Annotated in this window: 13 protein-coding genes and 3 pseudogenes; all 16 read right to left on the minus strand. The window is 40.4% G+C overall.

Annotated elements, in window-relative coordinates; all coding sequences use genetic code 11:
* Positions 1 to 11: 11 nt before the first annotated feature.
* Positions 12 to 989 (minus strand): annotated as a pseudogene (locus ACQ86H_RS17055) (4-hydroxyproline epimerase); the annotation flags it as partial.
* A gap of 15 nt (positions 990 to 1,004) precedes the next feature.
* On the minus strand, positions 1,005 to 2,381 hold the full coding sequence (locus ACQ86H_RS17060; RefSeq protein ID WP_431295422.1) for an aldehyde dehydrogenase (NADP(+)): 1,377 nt from the start codon (positions 2,379 to 2,381) through the stop codon (positions 1,005 to 1,007).
* Positions 2,382 to 2,386: 5 nt separating this feature from the next.
* Entirely contained in the window at positions 2,387 to 2,590 is a 204-nt protein-coding gene (locus ACQ86H_RS17065) for a hypothetical protein (RefSeq protein ID WP_431291850.1), read from the minus strand.
* Between the two features lie 14 nt (positions 2,591 to 2,604).
* Positions 2,605 to 3,521 (minus strand): annotated as a pseudogene (locus tag ACQ86H_RS17070) (dihydrodipicolinate synthase family protein).
* 334 nt (positions 3,522 to 3,855) lie between these two features.
* On the minus strand, positions 3,856 to 5,526 hold the full coding sequence (locus ACQ86H_RS17075; protein ID WP_431291851.1) for a M1 family metallopeptidase: 1,671 nt from the start codon (positions 5,524 to 5,526) through the stop codon (positions 3,856 to 3,858).
* Between the two features lie 783 nt (positions 5,527 to 6,309).
* A complete protein-coding gene (locus ACQ86H_RS17080; protein WP_431291852.1) occupies positions 6,310 to 7,455 on the minus strand; it encodes a M24B family metallopeptidase in 1,146 nt (381 codons plus the stop codon).
* Positions 7,407 to 7,706 carry an aminopeptidase P N-terminal domain-containing protein gene (locus ACQ86H_RS17085; RefSeq protein ID WP_431291853.1) on the minus strand — a complete coding sequence of 100 codons (300 nt, stop codon included), beginning with the start codon at positions 7,704 to 7,706 and terminating at the stop codon, positions 7,407 to 7,409. Before ACQ86H_RS17085 ends, ACQ86H_RS17080 begins: the two co-directional genes overlap by 49 nt.
* An 834-nt stretch (positions 7,707 to 8,540) precedes the next feature.
* Positions 8,541 to 11,305 (minus strand): annotated as a pseudogene (locus tag ACQ86H_RS17090) (DUF5695 domain-containing protein).
* Positions 11,306 to 11,900: 595 nt separating this feature from the next.
* A complete protein-coding gene (locus ACQ86H_RS17095; protein WP_431291854.1) occupies positions 11,901 to 13,676 on the minus strand; it encodes an aminopeptidase P family protein in 1,776 nt (591 codons plus the stop codon).
* 184 nt (positions 13,677 to 13,860) lie between these two features.
* The gene (locus ACQ86H_RS17100; RefSeq protein WP_431291855.1) at positions 13,861 to 14,328 is read right to left on the minus strand and encodes a hypothetical protein; all 468 of its coding nucleotides are present in this window, start codon (positions 14,326 to 14,328) and stop codon (positions 13,861 to 13,863) included.
* A gap of 8 nt (positions 14,329 to 14,336) precedes the next feature.
* A complete protein-coding gene (locus ACQ86H_RS17105; protein ID WP_138823607.1) occupies positions 14,337 to 14,717 on the minus strand; it encodes a LytR/AlgR family response regulator transcription factor in 381 nt (126 codons plus the stop codon).
* Positions 14,718 to 14,895: 178 nt separating this feature from the next.
* Positions 14,896 to 16,191 (minus strand): esterase-like activity of phytase family protein, encoded by a 1,296-nt coding sequence (locus ACQ86H_RS17110; RefSeq protein ID WP_431291856.1) that lies wholly within the window; start codon positions 16,189 to 16,191, stop codon positions 14,896 to 14,898.
* Positions 16,192 to 16,474: 283 nt separating this feature from the next.
* Complete coding sequence (locus tag ACQ86H_RS17115) at positions 16,475 to 17,377, minus strand: metallophosphoesterase family protein (protein WP_431291857.1); 903 nt, start codon at positions 17,375 to 17,377, stop codon at positions 16,475 to 16,477.
* Positions 17,378 to 18,055: 678 nt separating this feature from the next.
* Complete coding sequence (locus ACQ86H_RS17120) at positions 18,056 to 19,591, minus strand: alkaline phosphatase (protein ID WP_431291858.1); 1,536 nt, start codon at positions 19,589 to 19,591, stop codon at positions 18,056 to 18,058.
* A 61-nt stretch (positions 19,592 to 19,652) separates the two neighbouring features.
* A complete protein-coding gene (locus ACQ86H_RS17125) occupies positions 19,653 to 19,919 on the minus strand; it encodes a hypothetical protein (RefSeq protein WP_431291859.1) in 267 nt (88 codons plus the stop codon).
* The gene (locus tag ACQ86H_RS17130; protein ID WP_431291860.1) at positions 19,913 to 21,436 is read right to left on the minus strand and encodes a RagB/SusD family nutrient uptake outer membrane protein; all 1,524 of its coding nucleotides are present in this window, start codon (positions 21,434 to 21,436) and stop codon (positions 19,913 to 19,915) included. Before ACQ86H_RS17130 ends, ACQ86H_RS17125 begins: the two co-directional genes overlap by 7 nt.
* Positions 21,437 to 21,441: the final 5 nt, after the last annotated feature.

A 21,441-nucleotide genomic window follows, 5' to 3' on the forward strand; every position in this document is an offset into this window, starting at 1 on the left:
TTAAAAACTCATTAAATCACCTGAAATCCGTATGCATAGGGATCATCTTCAGCATCGATTTTTATAGTATTATAGCCGTAAACCTTCGCCCAACCTTCTACACTCGGTATAATGGCTTTGATCCCATTCAGGTCTACCACCTCTTCTACTCTTCCAATAAACTTGCTGCCTATAAAACTTTCATGGATAAAATCCTCTCCCTGTTTTAGTTTTCCTTTTGCAAACCACTGTGCCAAACGGGCTGAAGTGCCCGTACCGCAAGGCGAGCGATCGATGGCTTTATCACCATAAAAAACTGCGTTCCTGGCAGTTGATGCAGGATCTATTGTTTTTCCTGTCCACAAGATATGGCTACAGCCATTTATCGTAGGGTCTTGTGGATGAACAAAGCTATAAAGCTCATTAATGCGTTTTCTTATGGTCTGGCTCCAGTTAATTAGTTGCGAAGCGGTATAGTTTTCCAGTCCGGGGAAATTTTCCTGCGGATCAACGATTGCGTAAAAATTTCCGCCATAAGCTACATCGAAAGTAAGTGTGCCTAAATCAGGGCATTCTACCTGAAGATTTTCAGCGGCCAGGTAAGATGCCACATTTTTCAGCTTAACAGACTTTACTTTTTTTCCTTCCTGTTTGTATTCAATCAGTACCAATCCGGCTGGCGCTTCCATTCTGATCACCCCTGGTATTTTCGGTTGGATGAGTCCTTCTTCAATAGCAATGGTAATGGTGCCAATAGTACCGTGCCCACACATTGGCAGGCAGCCACTAGTCTCGATAAAAAGTACAGCTACATCATTTGCAGGGTCGTGAGGTGGATAAAGAATACTACCCGACATCATATCATGCCCACGGGGTTCGAACATTAAACCTTTTCTGATCCAATCAAATTCATTCAGAAAATGCTGACGCTTTTCGCTCATGTTTGAGCCAATAAGCTGAGGTCCTCCGCCTGCAACCAATCTAACCGGATTTCCGCAAGTATGTGCATCTACACAAAAAAAGTTTTACTCATGAGATTTCGTTAATTTTTGATTTACCGTTCTGAAAATACCCAATGGATTGCCATCTTTCAATTCATCCGGCAATAATTCCTGTTCCCAATCCTGGTAAGCCAGTGGCCTCACAAAACGATTGATTGCAGTAGAACCAACAGAAGTAAAACGGCTATCGTTAGTAGCCGGAAATGGTCCGCCATGTTGCATGGCAGCACAAACTTCTACACCTGTAGGCACACCATTCAGTATAATTCTTCCGGTTTTATCAGTCAGCTTGTTTATCAAAGTCTGGTAATGCTGAAGTTCCTGTTTTTCGGCCATTAAGGTTACCGTAAGCTGTCCTTCCAAAACTTCAATAGCCTGCTCCAGTTCTGCACGATCCTGAGCAACAACCAATAAAGAGTATGGACCGAAAATTTCCTCACGGAGTTTTGGATTTTTAATAAAATCGGCAGCACTTACCTGAGCAATTTTCGCCTCTGATTGATTTTGAAGCTCCGTATTTTTTACGGTTGACGCCGATAAAAGCGCAACACCACTTTCGTTTACTACTTCAGCAGAAAGTTTACCATAATTGTTGGCAATACCTTCAGTAAGCATGGTTGCCGAAGGAATAGTTGAAATAGCTTCTTTTAAAACGGCTTTAAAATTTTCGAGTGCAGGTGATTGTACCGCTAACAATAAACCTGGGTTAGTACAAAACTGACCGGCGCCTAAGGTAATAGATGCGGCGTATTTTTTAGCCAGTTCTTCTGCCTGATTTTCTATGGCTTGCGGAAGAAAGATTACCGGGTTAATACTTCCCATTTCGGCAAAAACCGGAATAGGTTGTTCGCGCTGCTGAGCAAGATTAATTAAGGCCATTCCGCCTTTAAACGAACCGGTAAAAGTTACCGCTTTAGTTAGCGGATGCTGAACCAGGCCAGCACCAATGGTATAACCATCATCATACAACAAAGAGAAAACACCTTTAGGCATTCCTGTTTTTTCTGCTGCTTTAACAATGGCACCACCTACCAAAGCACTGGTTCCGTAATGTGCGGGATGTGCTTTAACAACCACCGGGCAACCAGAAGCTAATGCTGATGCGGTATCGCCACCTGCAACTGAAAAAGCAAGTGGGAAATTACTTGCACCGAAAACTACTACTGGTCCGATTGGGATTAGCATTCTCCTGATATCAGGTCGCGGTAAAGGCTGTCTTTCAGGTAATGCGGTATCAATAATTGCGTCAACCCAGGAGCCTTCTGCAACCAGATTGGCAAATAACCTTAATTGTCCTGTAGTTCTTCCCAATTCGCCTTGTAAACGGGCTAAAGGTAAACCACTTTCTGCCGAAGCCCTGTTTACCAGTTCCTCGCCAAGATTAGCAATTTCATCGGCAATGGCGTTTAAAAAACTGCTTTAAGATCTTTGTTAAGATTTCTATAGCTTTGGAAAGCCGATGTTGCTGATGTTAAGGCATCATCAACAAGTTTTTCGTTCGCTTTAAAAAACTCACCATCAAGCGTTAATCCCGTTGCAGGATTAACAGCTTTAAGGCTTCTTTCATTAATTTCAATATAAGTGCCGGCTACAATATTTTTCCCGTTCATATTTGGTTTTTAAACTATTTCCCCCAGCTACCTGCAGGTAATTCCGGACGAACAGCTAGTGCATCATTAATAATTTTCAATACTTTCTCTCTTTCTGCTCCACTTAATGGTAAGCGTGGTGCACGAACGGCCTCGGTTCCTAATCCTGTTGCAACTTCTGCTAATTTAATGTATTGAACCAATTTTGCATGAATATCCAACTCAAGCACAGGTAAAAACCAACGGTAGATCGTTAGTGCTTCAGCAATGCGATTTTCTTTAATCAACCTGAAAATAGCAACGGTTTCTCTTGGAAAAGCATCAACCAAACCTGCAACCCATCCGTGTGCACCCATCACAATGCTTTCCATCGCTAACGGATCTACTCCGGTAAAGATTTTGAAACGGTCGCCAAAACGGTTGATTAACCGCGTTACATTTGATACATCCCTTGTTGATTCTTTGATCGCCTGTATGTTATCGTATTTGGTCAAAACCTCGAACATATCTAATGTTACCTCGATTTTATAATCAACAGGATTGTTATAAATCATGATCGGTAAGCTGGTACTTTCAGCAATGGCACCAAAAAAGGCCAGAGTTTCATCCGGAGCAGCGTTATAGCGCATTGGCGGCAATAACATTAAACCCTGTGCACCTAGCGATTCGGCTTTTTTAGCCACTTCGATTGCTTTTTTGTAGTTGACTCAGCAATGTTTAATAAAACCGGTACACGTCCATTTACCACGGTTAAGGTATGCGATAACAGACCAAACTTTTCCTCATCGGTTAATACACTGGCTTCACCAAGCGATCCACCTAAAATTATCCCTTCAGCACCTGCTTCTAATTGCGCTTCGATATTTAAATCGAAAGCCGGAAAATCTAACTCATCATTTGCTGTAAATTTTGTAGTTACAGCAGGGAAAACCCCAGTCCATTTGATACTCATTGTAATGTTATGTTTTTATAATATTTTCAAAAGTTAATCTGGCCTAAAACCCAAAAACCGGATCTAATCGCCAGGCATCATTTAATCAGATTACCGGAGATAAAACTAAATAAACGATATTCAAAGTTAGGAAATTGCCCAACAGCAATATTGTTGGATTTTAACCGATATTAGTCATAAATACGCCACTTCAATCAGACAGATTTGATTGGAAAAAACCAGAAGGAATTGTAAGTGAAATTAGATATCACAAAAAAATGTCCTGCCAAACAAGAATACCTTTAAAATCAGTCAGATAGAGAACCATCCCCTATCCTTTTTGTTTCGCCATGATTTATTTTGTGTTTTTTACCTGCAGGTAGTACATAAATTCAATACCCGATTTTGTGAAAAGTGCATTCTGCCCTTTGGCCAATGTAATTTGCTGCCAGTTTTGCGAAGGAATAATTTTAAGCGTTTTAATTCCTTCTTTTTTCAAACTTAAAGGGAGATTGAAGCCCTTAACACAGTCGCTATACCGGTAAAAAGCTTTACCATCTTTAAGGTAATATTCAAAGACAGGAACCTGTACCGTACGTAAATATTGATCAAAAACCTTTGAAAAATTGTAACCTGCTTTTTTAGAAATATAATTTTCGATCTGTGCAGTAGTTACCGTTTTATGGTAAAAGGTTTGGTTAAGCCCTCGTAATATGGATCTAAAAAGTTCGTCGTTATTTAAACTATGCCTGATGGAATGCAGCATGTTGCCTCCTTTTGGATACATATCGCCACTGCCTTGTGCATTTACACCATAAGGGGGAATAATAGGACTATCATTTTTAATGCCTTTTCTAATCCCAAAATTGTATTCATTTCCAGCCTGGTTACCAAAAATATAATCGACAAAAAGTGTTTCGCTATAGTTCGTAAATCCTTCATGTACCCACATATCGGCCAGATCATTGGTAGTAATGTTGTTGCCAAACCATTCGTGCCCGCTCTCGTGAATAATGATAAAATCCCACTTCAAACCCCAGCCGTTGCCAGACATATCTCTGCCTCTGTAGCCGTACTTGTACCCATTACCATAAGAAACCGCAGATTGATGCTCCATACCCGTATGCGAAGCATCGATTAACTGATAACCATCTTCATAGAAAGGATATGGACCAAACCAATGCTCCATACTTTTCAGCATTTTATGTACCTGATCGGGCATGTAGGTTTTAGCCTTTGGGTAATTGTAATCAAGCACCCAATAATTCACATCAAGGGCACCTTTTTCGCCTGCATATTTCTCCTTAAAATTAACATACTTACCTATGTAAGGGATAATGCAATAATTACTGATCGGATTTTTAACATTGTACTGATAGGTCGTGGTACCATCATGGTTATCCTTTTTAAATACCAGGCGCCCGTTACCTACTGCCACCAATGTATCCGGAACAGTCATGGTTAAAGATGCACCCAGATTAGGCTCGTCGCTTTGATGATCCTTATTTGGATACCAAACCGAAGCACCTAAGCCCTGGCAGGCTACGGTCATCCACGGACGTGAAAGTGAATCGGTAGTAAAAATAAAACCGCCATCCCAGGGAGCTCTTTTGGCCTGATGTACCTTTCCATGGTAAAAGATATGGACATTATTCATTGCCGATAACTTTTGTGCAGGCACATGTACATACCAGACACTGCCAACATGTTCGAATTTCACCTTTGAACCACCATTATATAAAACACTATCAATGATTAATGGCTCCTGCAAATCGATCTGCATACGGGTATTACCATTGTTGTGCTGCACTACTTTGTATACGATTTTATTTGAGCCTGTTATGCTCTTATCATTGTAATCGGGCTTAACTGAAAGTTCGTAACGCTGCACATCCCACCAGTTCCGTTCGGCATTTAAGCTTCCTCTTAAGGTGTCGGCCAAAGTGTAAACCTTTTTGGGGTTTTGTGCAAAAAGCAGGGTACTAAACGTTAAGAAGAGTAGGGTTAAGGAGGTTATTTTTTTCATATCTTTTTGCTGGTTGTTATGTTGCAATAGCGTATTATTATTTGAAAAGCAGTTTCAGTTTTTCATCGGTTAGGGTAGTCCTGCTATCCCTCCTGCTCCGATGAAGAATCGGGAGCATCCGTTCTATCAGGTTTATTTAACCCTGGTCCTGTGCTTCTGCCTACGTATCTAGCCCTGACAGCAGCGGGCATTCCGATCCTTCATCGGAATAAAGCGGATGGCAGGAACATTCTTTAAAAAATCGAATGGACCTTCGCTCCAAAAGCAATAGCAAAATATTAATTTGAAAAGCAAATGCAGCTTTTCATGGGTTACGGTAGTCCTGCTTTCTCTTCTGCTCCGATGAAGAATCGGGAGCATCCGTTCTATCAGGCTTATTTAACCCTGGTTCTGTGCTTCTGCCGACGTATCTAGCCCTGACAGCAGCGGGCATTCCGATCCTTCATCGGAATAAAGCGGATGGCAGGAACATTCTTTAAAAAATCGAATGGACCTGCGCTCCAAAAGCAATAGCAAAATATTAATTTGAAAAGCAAATGCAGCTTTTCATGGGTTACGGTAGTCCTGCTTTCTCTTCTGCTCCGATGAAAAATCGGGAGCATCCGTTCTATCAGGTTTATTTAACCCTGGTCCTGTGCTTCTGCCTACGTATCTAGCCCTGACAGCAGCGGGCATTCCGATCCTTCATCGGAATAAAGCGGATGGCAGGAACATTCTTTAAAAAATCGAATGGACCTGCGCTCCAAAACAAAAAACAACAGTCATTTCAAATAACCAACGTTACTAATAAGCTTCGCTCCTAACCGATTCAATTTCATCCGTAGTTAAGGCCAAATATTTTCCCAGCATCCGGCTTCCGTTTTCGGTAATCAGAAAATCGTCTTCTACCCTGATGCCGCTAAAGTTTCTGAACTGCTCCAATTTATCGTAGTTAATAAATTCGGCAAACTGGTTAGTGGCCTTCCAACGGTCTATTAGCTCCGGGATGATGTAAACACCTGGTTCTACCGTTAATACATAACCCGCTTCAAGCGCTTTGCCCAACCTTAACGATTTCAATCCGAACTGGCTGGTGTTTTTAGTTAGCTCATCTGTATAACCTACATATTGCTCACCTAAATCTTCCATATCGTGTACATCTAAGCCCATCATGTGTCCTGTTCCACATTGAAAGAACATGGCATGCGCACCAGTCTGCACGGCATCGTCTATATTACCTTTCATCAGGCCAATATCTTTTAAACCCTGTGCCAGCATTTTACACGAAGCCAAATGCACATCTAAGTATCTTACCCCCGGTGCCAGCATATTTTTGCCATGCGTGTAAGCATTTAATACGATATCATAAACATCTTTTTGCTCAGCACTAAATTTCTTGCCTACGGGAAAAGTGCGCGTAAGATCGCCAGCATAACCTAAAGCTGTTTCTACACCAGAATCGTTTAAAACCAGTTGTCCTTCCCGGAGCTGATTGCCATGGTAGTGGTTATGCAGAATTTCGCCCCGAACCGTTAAAATAACCGGATAGGCCAGATTACCGCCCGAAGCCAATGCAGCACCATGAATTTTAGCTGCAAGTTCGCGTTCATACATGCCGGGTTTTGCCTGCTGCATGATCATTAAATGAATATCGGCAGATATTGCTGCAGCACGATCCAGCTCTTCAATTTCTTCAACCGATTTAACCGACCGTTGTGCCACTACAGCCTTAATAAAATTAAGTGATGCTTTTTCTTTAAGCTGATCGATTGGCAGGTTAAGCCAGTTGGCCAATTTAATTTTATTCTCAGAACGGTAAGGAGGTAAGAAATGAACCTCACGATCTTTGTCCTGGCATTGTTTAAGATAGGTGTTTAGTTGCACAAAAGGCAGAACTTTGGCTAGACCAGCATCCAAACTTTTTTCTTCCAGTGTTTTCTGCCTGCCCATCCATACAATATCATCAATTCCCATTTCATCACCAAAAGAATTACCTGATCTTCATCCAGATCTATAATAGCGCCCAAAGATGGCTCACTGATCCCAAAATAATACAAAAAGGTACTATCCTGCCTAAAATGATAGGTATTGTCTTTATAATTCATCGGGCTTTCTTCATTACCCAAAAAGAGTAATATTCCCGAATTTATCTTTGATTTTAGTGCTGCTCTTCTTTGGAGGTAAACTTTCTTTTCAAACATATTTTTTATGTGTTAAGCAAATATCCAAAAAAGCCATATTCATTGCATCAGAATTAAAATGAATGGATAAAATATGGTGTATATCTGCAAATTATAAGCTATGGTTATGGCACAAAAATCACAATAAATTTCAGGTTAGCGAAAAAAAGGATAAAATCTGCATACAATAAGGCTGATTAAAAAAAGTTAACATTAACAATTTTTAGCGGATACACAGCACATTTATCAAGTTTCTTTTGTCATCCTGAGGGGGTAACTTATTGTATAAAAATCAATATTATTGACAGCAATTAATCTACGCGTAAAAATTCCCCGAGTTACCGTCATTCGAGCGGAGGGCTACCTGTACCGATTTTACATCAGAACGCAGTCTAGAACCACGGAGTACTCTGCGAAGCAAAATCTGTTTTGATAGAGGCCTGCGCGGGAATGACGACCATCCTATCGGAGTCTGTCAATAGCAGGCTTAATCTATTTCATAAAAAACCGCCTTTCTCAAGCCATCCTCGCTACAAACGAGGACCATCTAAACAATTTTTAAATGGACTACACCACTATTAAATTATATACTTATTTGAACTATAAAATTTTAAATTAATTAATATGAAGTAAATATGTAGTTATAAATGAAACAAAATCAATGGTTTTCGATTTATAAAACACGTCTATCCAAGTTCAATGTTTACTTTAATAATCTGGAATATAAATGATATAGATATATTATATCAACACATAATATTGATAAAGCATATATATGATTGATTATCAGAATTAATTGAAAATACAAAGCCCCGTAATTTTAATCACGGGGCTCAGACAGTAGGTGGATTGATATTATCTTTGAAGAATAATCTCAGTGGTATCAGCTTTTGAAAGTGGGAATTCGTATCCTCCTCTCTTCTCCATACCATTGCCTTTTATGGAATAAACACCAACTCCATTAACTTTTGTCGGTTGCGACAACCTTAACAAGGCAGTAGGTAGGTATTCGTTTGCCTTAGCTAGCTTTAAGCGAATTTCACCATTTACCGTATTATAATCTACTTCATCAATGGTTCCGGCATCAAGACTAATCCAAAGCCCCACAGGCGCAATGTAAACCGACGATTTTGCTGCTGTAGTTAATTTAACATTGATGACGTTCCCCTTTTTCTCCAAATTGCCACCAAAAGATAACCAACCAAATTCGGGATGTTGTAAAATGTAAGATGATGTATTAACCGCATAGCCAAAAAAGCCAGATCCATAATCGCCGGTAATGCCGTCATTTTTTAAGGTTGATGGGTAAGCATGAAATGCCGCAGGTGCAAAACCTTCCTGGGTGATATTGGAGATCGAACCTAATAACCCACCGTAACCGGCACGTAAAAGATAGAAATCGCCTGGATTTTTGCGGTAATCCATTAAAACAGGAATGGCATTAAGCGCTGAACCGTAATGATGGATCATCCGTTCGATACGCGAGAGTTTACCTCCATAAAGAAAATCCCAGTACCGACGGGCATTACCGTTGTAAGCCCAATGCGGTACCACAGGCATATAGGCTAATATGGCATCGAGCGTTACATTTGCTTTATCCTGGTAGCCAAAATAGCTCGACCACACATAAACTTCTTCCTGACCTGTAGAATCCCAAGGCATCTCACTACCAAAGGGATATTGTAATGAACGCCAGTGGTTGGCCCGCTTCTTCATTTCATTTTCTAACCTGGCTGCTTCATCTGTTAGTCCTTCGTTTTTAAGGTCATTTAAGATGAGATAAAATACCGTGCCTTCCATTTGACCAAACTGTGCGTAATAAGGGGCTATGTTAACCATAGCCATACCTGTTTCAGCAGCATCGATAAGGTGTTGTTTCCAACTCTGCTCCTCAATAAGGCCGCTATAATTACGCGCTAACCGGTACATCACCCAATGGGCTGCTGCAACATGCGGGTAGTTATAAGACCGGCCCAGGTTATCAGCTTCTTTTTTGGCCATGCAGACCAGGTTTTAAAATTGATCTTTGCATCATAAGTATCTTTAGGGAGCGAATCCGGTGCATAATAAAACAAACTCTTTTTTACCCCATATTTCTGAGGACCATTTTTAAGTTGTATCCTCCCAAACATTACACTATCAACAAATTGCTTCAGTTTATCAACCTCTTCTTTTTTGGGTTGCACCAACTGCTTCATTATCGCACCTAACCATGAACCCGCACCACCTTCGTCACTCAAACCCGATATCCAGGCACGGTTATCCTGAATTACCTGTTGCTGTTTTTCATTGTCATAAGTAATAACAGAAGGATTTCTATTAAAAACAGGATCGGCCTGGTTAAACCATTGCTTGGTTGTTAAAAAATTACCGTAAGCCGCAATGACATCACTTTCCGCTTCAATTACTTTATAATTAATACTTTGCTCCAATCCATCTTCGTAAGTAATAGATAATCTTGCTCTACCCCAGGTATTCCCCTTAACTGCGTAACTTTTCCAGCCATTTTTGGTTGAGCCTGACGCAACTATTTTTAAGGCATTTTCAGGCTGAACCTGAATAGTTTTAATCTTTTTAGCATAGTTGATAAACAATTTCCCTTCCACATCTTTAGGAAGCACATAACCCGGAACGGATATAGCAACAGGTCTTTTATTTTCGATCAGTTTACTTTCAATATCTTTTGCGGTTCCTGACAGAATAAACTGAAGGGCATAACTACGGCTTTCGCCCGGCTTTAAAAAGATTGAAGTAGGTGTATTCCATTGCTCGGCATTTTTCCATTCGTTTTCAGCATAGGCTTTACTGTACACCATCCATTCGTAAAAGCCTTCAAAAGCAATCCCCCTTGGTGTGCGGTCGTCATTAAGTGGATTATAAGCTTCAAATGGTGTATGCCCCAACGGAGCAACCAGTAAAGAAGGCGCATGCCCGCTTAACCGGGTAACCTGTAAATAACCAGCATCTTTACCGATGTAAGGATCGTAAAATACATTTTTAGCATGAGTTTGCTCCAATGTACGGCCTTCTAAAATATTATCGAAAATCATCGGGATCCCCAATGCACCGATTTCCAGATTTTTATCGGTCTTGTTTTTAAGCTCGAAGCGCAATACCAGCTTTCCGTTCAACATTTCCCAGATCCTTTTTACCTGCAATGGGATATCAGCCGGAAGTGTTGGAGCCAGATCGGCAGCGGCGAGTACATTTTTACCCGGCACTATATTTTTCACAGGGCTTCGTTTCATGGCCGTGCTGTAGCTTTTCCAGGCTTCTTCGCCAATATAACGCAACTTCAGGTTGATATCGCCCAAATGATACAAACCATCTGAACTACGTACTTTTAAACTGTCACTCGGTACAAAATCAAAATCTTTTACCACTTTAGGCTGGAGACCTGCTACAGTTTGTGATGATTTAACAAGCTTTAGGTTAAATGCTCCGGCATTGTAAGTCGAAAATCCATTTTCCAGTCCCAGCGTAGATGGCTTTTTGCCTAAAGCAATCCAAGGTGATTGGGCCAGAACAACCTCAATATTTATAAAAGATAAAATACAGCAAAATATTGCTTCAAAAGCTATTATGGATAAGGTTCTCTTCTTTTTTAGTTCGATAATCATGATGATAAAGGAAATTTAGGAATGTGGTTAAATCAAAATTAAAATTTAAAAGATAAAGCAGGCATCGAAGTTAAAAATAGCGCAAAATCGGTAAAGAATTGGTGTATTTACGAGAAGTTGGGCATGGCAGTAAGTGGACGGCGGGATCGATGGTGAATAGCAGGAATTCATTCCCCATATCAAATTATTAACCACATAAGAGATATAAGAAACATTTAAGCAATTGATCACTAAATAGCATAAGGGTCTTCGACAAGCTCAGATTGACAACGATTATATTGAATACTAGTCCATTTAATTCCCGCAGATTACGCAAAAAAAACGCAGATTATCATACATGAAGGGAAAACCTAATCATTAGCATCAACGATACCCTGAGAGGTCAGCTTTTTAGAAAAACATTGGAGTGGAGATCACATTTACTCACCGCAACGTCATTCCCAACCCGATAGCCATCGGGTTGACTGGGAACCACGTAGTGCTCATGAATGCCTTTAAAACAAGGGAAGCTTATGAATAATCGTCATGCAAGCGCTTTAACATTCCCGCCTGCGCGGGAATGACGATCATATTTAAAATCATTGGTAAAAAATGATTAAACAGGCTGACATTTCACTTTCAACCATTCGGATTCTTCATCAGACAACATGGGCTTAAGCTTCTCAAACACCATTTGATTGTATTGATTTAACCAGGCGATCTGATCTGTTGCTAAAAGTGTTTTATTGATGATAGCGGTATCGATAAAACATAAAGTTAAGGTTTCAAAAGTGAGAAAATCGCCAAATTCACTATTTCCCTTAGGTACACACAAAACCAGATTTTCAATACGTATGCCATATTTCCCCGGACGATAAATACCAGGCTCTATGGAGGTTATCATACCTGGTTTAAAGACTACATCTACATTGGCAGGACTAATATTCTGAGGTCCTTCATGTACATTGAGAAAAAAACCTATACCATGACCTGTACCATGACCAAAATTTATGGAATGTTCCCAAAGCGGTTTTCTACAGATGGAATCGATTTGATAACCTTTGGTACCTTCCGGAAAAATTAATTTAGCACCTTCAATCAGGCCTTTTAATACTAAGGTATAATCATCAGCCTGGCTTGCCGAGCAATTACCAATAGGCATTACCCTTGTAATATCGGTTGTACCATACAAATACTGGCCTCCGGAATCGACAAGAAACAAACCATTACCTAAAATTTCCTGATTGCTTTCTGCTGTTACGCTATAATGTGGCAATGCACCATTTGCATTATAACCAGCTATGGTATTAAAACTCAAACCCACGAAAGAAGCTTGTTCTGCTCTGAAGGAGGCCAATTTCTCTGCTGCAGACCACTCTGTAATTTTTTCCCTGCTCAAATGATCTTCCATCCATTTAAAGAACCTGGTTAAAGCTACCCCATCGTGAAGCATCGCCTTTCGGATATGATTAATTTCAGTATTATTCTTTAAACTCTTTAAATGTGCACTTGGATTAATTCCTGCAATGATTTTGGAACTTTTTGGCAAACATTCGAACAAACCGAAACAGGTACGTTTTGGATCGATAAAAATCTGCATATTTTTTGGCAGACTTTTTAGTGCCTGAGCTACTTCGCCATAAGGATGCAAAGTTACGCCCTGCTCATTTAAAGTAGAAATATCAGTTTGCGACAGCTTCTTTTTATCGATAAAGAGTTTTACCATTGCAGGCGTTATTAAGGCAAAACTTAAAGTTACAGGATTATAATCTACATCTTTTCCTCTTAAATTAAACAGCCAGGCGATGTCATCAAGCGAAGAAATAAAATGATAATTTGCTTTATTTAATTTTAAAGCCGTTCTTACTTCGTTTATTTTAGCCGAAATACTAAGTCCCGCAGCTTCTTCGTTAATTAAAAAAGCATTTTCTACGGGTAGCCCTACCCGATCTGGCCAAATTGCGCTGATAAAATCAATATCAATTATTTCTATTTCATACTGGGCTAAACGATTCTTCATCTCGAGTGCTAATGCCACCGTAATGAGCTCGTGGTTAAAGCCTACTTTTGCGCCACCTGGCAAAATTTCGAGTAACCAATTGATATACTCCGGTGTATGCGGTACTTTCAACTTTACCAATTCGTAACCGGTACCGCTCAATTGTGCTTCAGCCTGTGTAAAATATCGCGAATCAGTCCAAAGACCTGCAAAATCCTGGGTAATGACCAGCGTACCTGCCGATCCTGTAAATCCACAAGCAAAAGGTATGGCCTTATAATGTGCCGGTAAATACTCACTGATGTGTGGATCTGCAGCGGTAATAATATAGGCATCTACTTGCTGAGCAAGCATTAATTGGCGTAAGGCCTCCAGTTTTTCTACAAAGGTCATATTGAGGATTGTTTTATCTGGCCAAATTTAAATATTACATTGACATCTTAAAACAAACAAGATTAATACCATACCGTTGAGATTGTTTTATCCTTAAGCCAGACTTAAGCAAGAGAATTTTAGTACCGGAACGTCACTTACTTTAGAAATTATCTACTATCAGAAGCAGAAATGCGATAAAAAATTAAACATAACGATCAATCGCCGGCGCTTTAATTACTTCATAATAATCAGATCTCTGAAAGCAACGTACTTTAAAAGTAATGGCCGATTCTCTTTGCGCCAGCGCATGAATACCCAGTGTAAAGCGTTGTTTAAAACGTTTGGAACAAGCCTCTTTATGGCAAACTATTTCGTAACAGTCTATATTTTCCACAACTACATCAAGTACATATTTTGACCATTGTTTTTTAATCAGATCTGGCAACCAGCTAAATTGCTGCATATTAATCAAATCGCCCATCCCTTTAATGACCATTGGTGGAATATCTCCTCCAGCAATTTGCTTCCATGATCCTTCAACCTCATCAATAATACCCAGCACTTTGCATCCGGATAATACTAACCAGGGGTCTTCGGTACCGGCCCGGATTAACTGATAAGATACATCGTCTAAAAATTCCTGCTCAAAAAGGTAAGTAAGTTCGATCATAAACTATTTCAATTGTTTATCGGCAGATTATTGAGTCGTATCAGTTTATCAATGGTACCTGCAAAACGTTTCATGGAGATCGGTTTGCCCAGATAACATTCAAAGCTGGAATCTATTTTTCTCACCTCATTTTCAAGGTGGGAAGATGCGTAGATCACAAACCTGGCTTTGGAGCGGAGATGCTGGGATAATTCAGTCCCCTTCATTCCATCCATATCTATATCTAAAAAGAGAAAATCGATTTTATCACCTGCACCAATTGTTTTTAATGCATCAATGGGATTTTTAAAGGTGCTAAAGAGTTTCAAAAAACGGGTGTCTTCAATATAATCATGAAGTACATCAATGGCGTGCTGTTCATCATCGACAATTGCACAGCTATAATACATAGGCAAATTAAGATAGGTTATACCAAACTTAACAATCTTAACCTGAATGTATGCAGAAAGACATAAAAAAGGTAAAATTACGGTAGTTACCGACTTACTAAGTATACGTAATTTTCAACTTATGTCTTATTTCATGTTATAAATTAGCCATGAGTCAATTGATACATGGCTAAATACTTTAAAGTTTAATTTTAACAAAGTATAAACGGTTTCTATCAACCGAATTTGTTAAAGGCAATATTTTTTGTGCAAAGCCACTTGCACCATTATCCACCACACCAAAATCATCATCGTTAGAAATTACGAGGATATTGCCAGGAAGTAAGGCCAAACCTTCTGCTTTATCGTGCGGATAAATGGATGGTAGATCTTTTAACAGGTCTAAAACAACCGCTTTGCTTACCGGGGTAATTCCCGCTGCGCTTAAACCTGCTGCATTGTTCAGTTCTTCCACGGTTTTGCCACCATAAAGTTTTCCTGTTGCACCATTGCCGGAATCAGAAATATCGGTAGCACCACTCAGGTCTATTTTGAAAACTTTTTTAAATGTTGCCGGATTGCTTGCTGCGCCGCCATACAATCCATCACGTTCAATAGTTAAGAAGGTAGTGCTGTTAACGGCAACAATATCGCTCACGCCTGTTAAAGTAGTATTATCCATCAGGTAAGCGTATTGCCTGGTTGCTCCGCTTGCGATATCAAAAGTCAAAATTCTTAAAACCACCGAATTCGCAACCGCAGCTTTAGACGGGTTGTACATTGGCGACTGCATCATGCCTACCAAAGTTTTTCCATCTGGGGTAATGGCCAAACCTTCCATGCCACGGTTTGCTCTTCTATTAGCAAATACAGCCGGAATGGTACGCCCGCCGGTTCCCGTTCCAAATGGGTTAATGCGTTCTATTGTTTTACCAGTTGCATCGAAGTGTGCAATATGTGGACCGTATTCATCGCTGATCCAAAATGATCCGTCAGCTGCTCTTACCAAGCCTTCTGAGTCGATTCCATCGGCACTTGGAGCAATCACCTGTCCATTTAAGTCATAAGCAGTTTCACCAGAAGCCCCCATTCCTGCAGGATTTGGAAGTCCGTTTAATTTATTTCCAGATGCATTTTTAAGTTCGATAGTTTGTTCGAGTACCAATTTCCCATCTTTCAGCCTGAATTTTCCAATTTGTGGATCAAAATCAGGTTTTCCGATGATGATTGAGTTTGCGAGCTGTCCGGCAACGTTCGCCCCCCTGTCGGTCAGCATATAAAAAACATCCGGCGAGTTCGGATCGGCGGCAACTGCTGATCCAAAACCTCCGTTATATACTTTTACACCAGCTGCAGTGGTAAAAAGTACCGATGGATCGGAGACTTCGGCCACGGCCGGGTAAGTAAATTCTGCTGGTGTTTCTTCATGATTCTTTTTACACGATACCATACCGATAGCTAGGGCTACGATTAGGGTGAGTAGTTCTTTCTTCATTTAATTTTTTTGAACAAAGCAAGGATCTGGATGTGAAGGCAATGTTAAGGGAATAACAAGAATAGTTTTAAGGCTTTATCTTGAATAATCAATTTTTTATTTATAAGCAGGGGGCAGAGTGCAAAGGGCTTAAATGCAGCTTTCTTTCTAAAACAAGTCGTCATCTCGACTGGAACGCAGTGGAATGGAGAGATCTGTCTCGATAGATTTTGCTTCGCAGAGCCTTCGGGTTCTCGACTTCATTACACTCCGCTCGAAATGACGGTTCTAGGAAGCCAATCATTTAGTAATTCACATATTTTTCTTCAAAACTCCCATCCTCATACAAATCAACTAAACCGTAACCTGGTGCGGTTTCCCTCCTGTTGCCTTCCCACCATGCACCAGATACCGCTCCATTGCAAAGATAGGTCACATTGTTGTATATAACTTTATCGCGCATGTGCAAATGACCACTTAAACACAGTTTTACATTGGGATGCTGATAAAAAAGGTTAATAATTTTAGCAGTATCGGTATGCATATCTCCTCCCAGCATGGTCCATTTGTTTACAATATTATCTTCTATCATCAATAGTGCAGTAAGGATTGGAATGTGCGACATCACCATGACCGGCATTGTTTTACTGGTGTTTTCCAGTTCGTTTTTAAGCCAATCTAATTGCTCATCGCCCAATTTGCCAATGTACCAGGTATTATCGATATCCAAATGGGTACTATCCAGCACAATAATTTTCCAGCCGTTCTGTACCAGGCTATAGTAAGGTTTAACCAGCTGCAATTTATCCAAGGCGTATTTTTTTCCATAAAAAACATCGCCTTTGCTATCTTCGTTCCACCAGATATCATGGTTCCGCAAACAGTAATGTACAGGAATGCTGCATTCGTTTTTCATGGTTTCCTGTACCAGTTTCCATTGATTATTAATGGTATTCATGTTTTCCTTGTTCATATCAAAAACAATATCTCCACCATTTAAAATCAGATTTACTTTTGGAGATTGCGCCTGTAAGTGGTGCAAACATTTTGCAAATCTTGCTGGTGCATTAAACTGATTTTTCAGATGGACATCGGTAATGTGCGCAACCCTTAAAACGGTCTTTTTTTCAGTGGATAACGAAACTTTTGATAAGGTTGGCAGCAAAAACAGGCCACCGATATTTTTGAGCGCAGATCTTCTTTCCATTATCTGTTATTTGTTGGGTTAAAAGTAGCAACGGTATGTTAAATAACACGAATTAAAAAAGCGGTGTTGTGAATAATGTCATTACGTAAATGTAATTAACCACAACTTATCCCGGTTTTTCCTATCGTGTGGACACAATTAATTATAACATTCTTCTATCGCTCTATGCCGCGGGGCATGGTAGTTTTTCACAGTTAATGTTGTTTTTAGCTGTGTTCAAGAATGCTGCGCATTTTGGAGCGCCAAAGTACCCAAAGCGCTTTGTCAACCGATGGCTATCGGATCCAGCAATGAGCCTTTTACACAATCTCATGCGCATCAAAAAAACAGTGACACTTCGTGTTGTGTTCTATATTTTTTAAAATTAAATTATCGGTTATGAACACAAAACCACTGCGTTTCAGGTTTGTTACTGCCATTTTTACTGTTGTGCACCTGTTTTTTTGATTTCCCCGGCTCTTGGGATTGACAGCGTCCTTGGTTATAATCCGTGCTTTATTAAAGTTAGTTAGCAAAACGCCTAAAAATACTTAAAAGATGTGTCCACACGATAGGCTCTTTCGGGAGACAAAAAGGATGCACACAGATATAGATCCGTGTTTATCTGTGTACATCAGTGGTTAATGATATTGTATTCTGGTATACAGACACCACCATTGGGATTTGGTTTATTCTTTTTTATTTGGACTTCGCTAAACGATAAGCCTTCATGATTTTATGAAAAATCTGGTTATTAGGATAAACACCGGTAAAGTTTTGCGAGCCAGGACCGTAGGCAAACACCGGAACCATAATACCCGTATGATCGTTGGTGCTAAATTCGCCCCTTACCATTCCTTTTTCAGCAGCACCATCTAAAAGTGTTAATCCTCCTGTTTCATGATCGGCAGTTACGATCACCAGTGTTTCACCATCCTGATCAGCAAAGCGAAGCGCTTCGGCAATCGTACGGTCAAAATCGTGTAATTCGGTAACGAGATAAGGCAAATCGTTGGTATGACCACCGTAGTCGATCTGCGCGCCTTCGGCCATAATGAAGAAACCAGCTTTATTTTGCGATAAAATCTCCGCGGTATGTGCTAAGGATTTTTTAAGCATATCGCCACGACCTTTTGTCACCGGCCGGGTAGCCGAATCATCAAGCAAAACCAATTGTTTGCCTTCATGTTGTTTTTCAAAATCAGCTAAACTATTTGTTACCTGAAAACCTTTAGTTTTCAGATCTGCCAAAAGCCTGCTGTTTTTATTCTGCTCGAAAGCTTTGCGGTTAGAACCCACTAAAACTTCGGCCTTGCTGCTTAACAGATCATTCGCAATTGCGCCGTTGTATGAGCGGTCGAGTTGATGGGCGTAAAATACTGCTGGCGTTGCATCGGTCAGATCGCCCGCGGTGATGATACCACTTTTGATACCGAAGATGGATAAAGTATCAACTAAATTGGTTTTATGCTGATCATCAGGTCCCATGCCAATGTAACGGTTATTGGTTTTATAGCCAATTGCCATAGCACTGCCTCCCGCAGCCGAATCGGTGTTTCCGGCATCAGCCGCAGCGGTTTCAGAAAAGCCAATGTAATGGAACTTTGCCATATTCAGATCCCCATGATTGGCAATTAACCCAGCGTGGATTGCAGCCAGTCCCATCCCATCACCAATTAACAAAATGACATGTTTGGGTGCTTTGTCCTGGCCGTCGGTTTTATAAGTTGGTGAATAGGTTGTATATGGTTTTGGATTGGTATAACTCAGTTTATCCTGATGAAGATAAAAATCTTTCAGTTTGGTCGGTTTATCCGTATTGATCCAATCTGCGCCAAGCCTTTCGAGCACAATCCAGGTGTTCGGACTATCCTGCGAAGCCCAGAAGCGGAAAGGTTTGCCCTTACGATGTGCCTGCTCTATCGTGGCTCTCATCTTTGCTTCATCGGTTTTGGTAGGATTGCCCTTTCCATTCCATACGGTGTGATTTTTCAAATCATCACTGATCATCGCCACCCTTGCCAATTGCGCATCGGTATAAGTTGTTGCCGGCCTGCCATCGAAAGATAATTTCTCATCATAATTTTTAAAATCGGCTGGTGCAGGCATATCGCCACTAACCACTACTTTAATCGCATTGGCATTCTTTTTTGCATCGAATACCTCAGCATAACCTTCGAGCTCTTTTAGCAATACAGGTAGTACATGCTTGTAATCTTCTTTTACATCAACCACCAACTGCAGTTTTAAGGCTGCATTGCTATAGGGATGATTTCCTTTTGATTTAAAAACCGGGCTAACGGATCAAGGTATATTTTTTAAGTGTAAAATCCGGTTTAATTTCTGAAGCCTCATGTGCTACATATAATTGCCCTTCCTTTAAAAATACATCCGCCTCAATAGATCCCATTTCGGCATAATATGCCGCTAAAAGGGGAATTTCCTGCTTATAATCGTTATGGCTATGTCCGCGGTTTGCACTCAGTTTTACCTGGGCAGATGCACTTTGCAGCCCCAGCACAAAGGCCAGCGCTGCAAAGTTTATCCCTATTTTTTTTACCATCCTGGATTTTGTTTAATCACGCCCGCACTGTTATCAATTTCTCTTTGTGGCACCGCCCAAACATCGTGTACCTGTGGGTTGAAAGTTCTTGCCGGCCAGATTACAATTCCATCAAAATCGTGTAATGGTTTAGCATAAGTGGATTGCGCATCGCCCCATCTTACTAAATCGCGGTGACGATCTGCCCATTCTCCGGCAAGCTCATTACGACGTTCGCGTTTAAGGTCATCTATAGTCATTCCTGTTTTAGCATTTAAACCTGCACGAAGCCTTATTTTGTTCAGTTCGGTATCTCCCGCTCCTGCACCGTTTAGGTTAATGGCAGCTTCTGCTTTGATCAGCAGAACTTCGGCATAACGCATTAATGGCACATTTAAATCAGTTGTTCCATTATCACCATTAGGGTTAACATGAGTTGGAATTGGGTTGGCATAAGAAAACGGCTCCATGTATTTTTTAAACTGGTAATTGGAAGTTGCTCCCCCATCTTTAGTAAAGCTACGCTCGGCACCAAAGAACATAAATTTATCGCCAGGTTTCAAAATGGTAGCTTCTCTGCGTTGATCGCCGGCTTCATAAGAATCGTAAAGTTCTTTGGTTGGCAGATAATAACCCCATCCATTATAAATACCCCATGCTTTGTTGGTTAGCATTACACCCGGGAGCTTGCTACCCCAGCCTGTTCCGCCACCGCTTGGTGTACAAACTACCGACCATATATATTCTTTAGACCAGTTGTTTGACGCTTTAAAAACATCGGCAAAACCCGTATTAATTAAATCATGCTGACCTGAAGTGATAACCATATCAGCATATTTTGCAGCATTGGCATAATCTTTTTTGAAAAGGTACACCTTAGATAAGTAAGCCCAGGCAGCCGTTTTATGTGCTTTACCATAATCTGCAGGTTTCATTGCCGAAAACAGGGGAAGGTTATCAGCTGCCTTTAAAAGAAGCGAAATAATATAATCGTAGTTCTCGTTTACATTGCTGGCGCGGGGAATAGGCTGAGATGCATCGGTTTCAGGCTTAACAATTGGTACACCCGCTTTATCGTTTCCATAATTTGCAGCCAGCTGAAAATAAACCAAACCGGCATTAAAATAAGCATCGCCAATGATCTGTTTCTTTAAATTTTCATCCATATTGATCTTTGGCACATTGGTAATGATATCATTGGCACGTTTGATGATGGCATAACGCATGCTCCACTGCGTTTCGGTATAACCACCGCCTACGTAAGTACGGTTAAAGTTTTTAATGTTATCAGCCTCTGGCTTGTTACGGCCGGTAACCATATCATCGCTGGCATTGATAAACCAGAACATCCCGCGACCGTAAAAATCTTCAGCATTATAGATTTCGTACATTCCACCTTCGGCTTTCAATGCATCCTCTTTAGTTTTCCAGAAGTTTTGCGCTGATGGAGACCCTTCAGGTATGATATCAAGTTCTTTTGTGCATGAAGAAAAAGCAGCAAGTACTGCAAATGCGATATATTTAAAATTCTTTTTCATTGTTG

This window comes from Pedobacter sp. P26, from assembly GCF_050632135.1.
Lineage (GTDB): Bacteria > Bacteroidota > Bacteroidia > Sphingobacteriales > Sphingobacteriaceae > Pedobacter.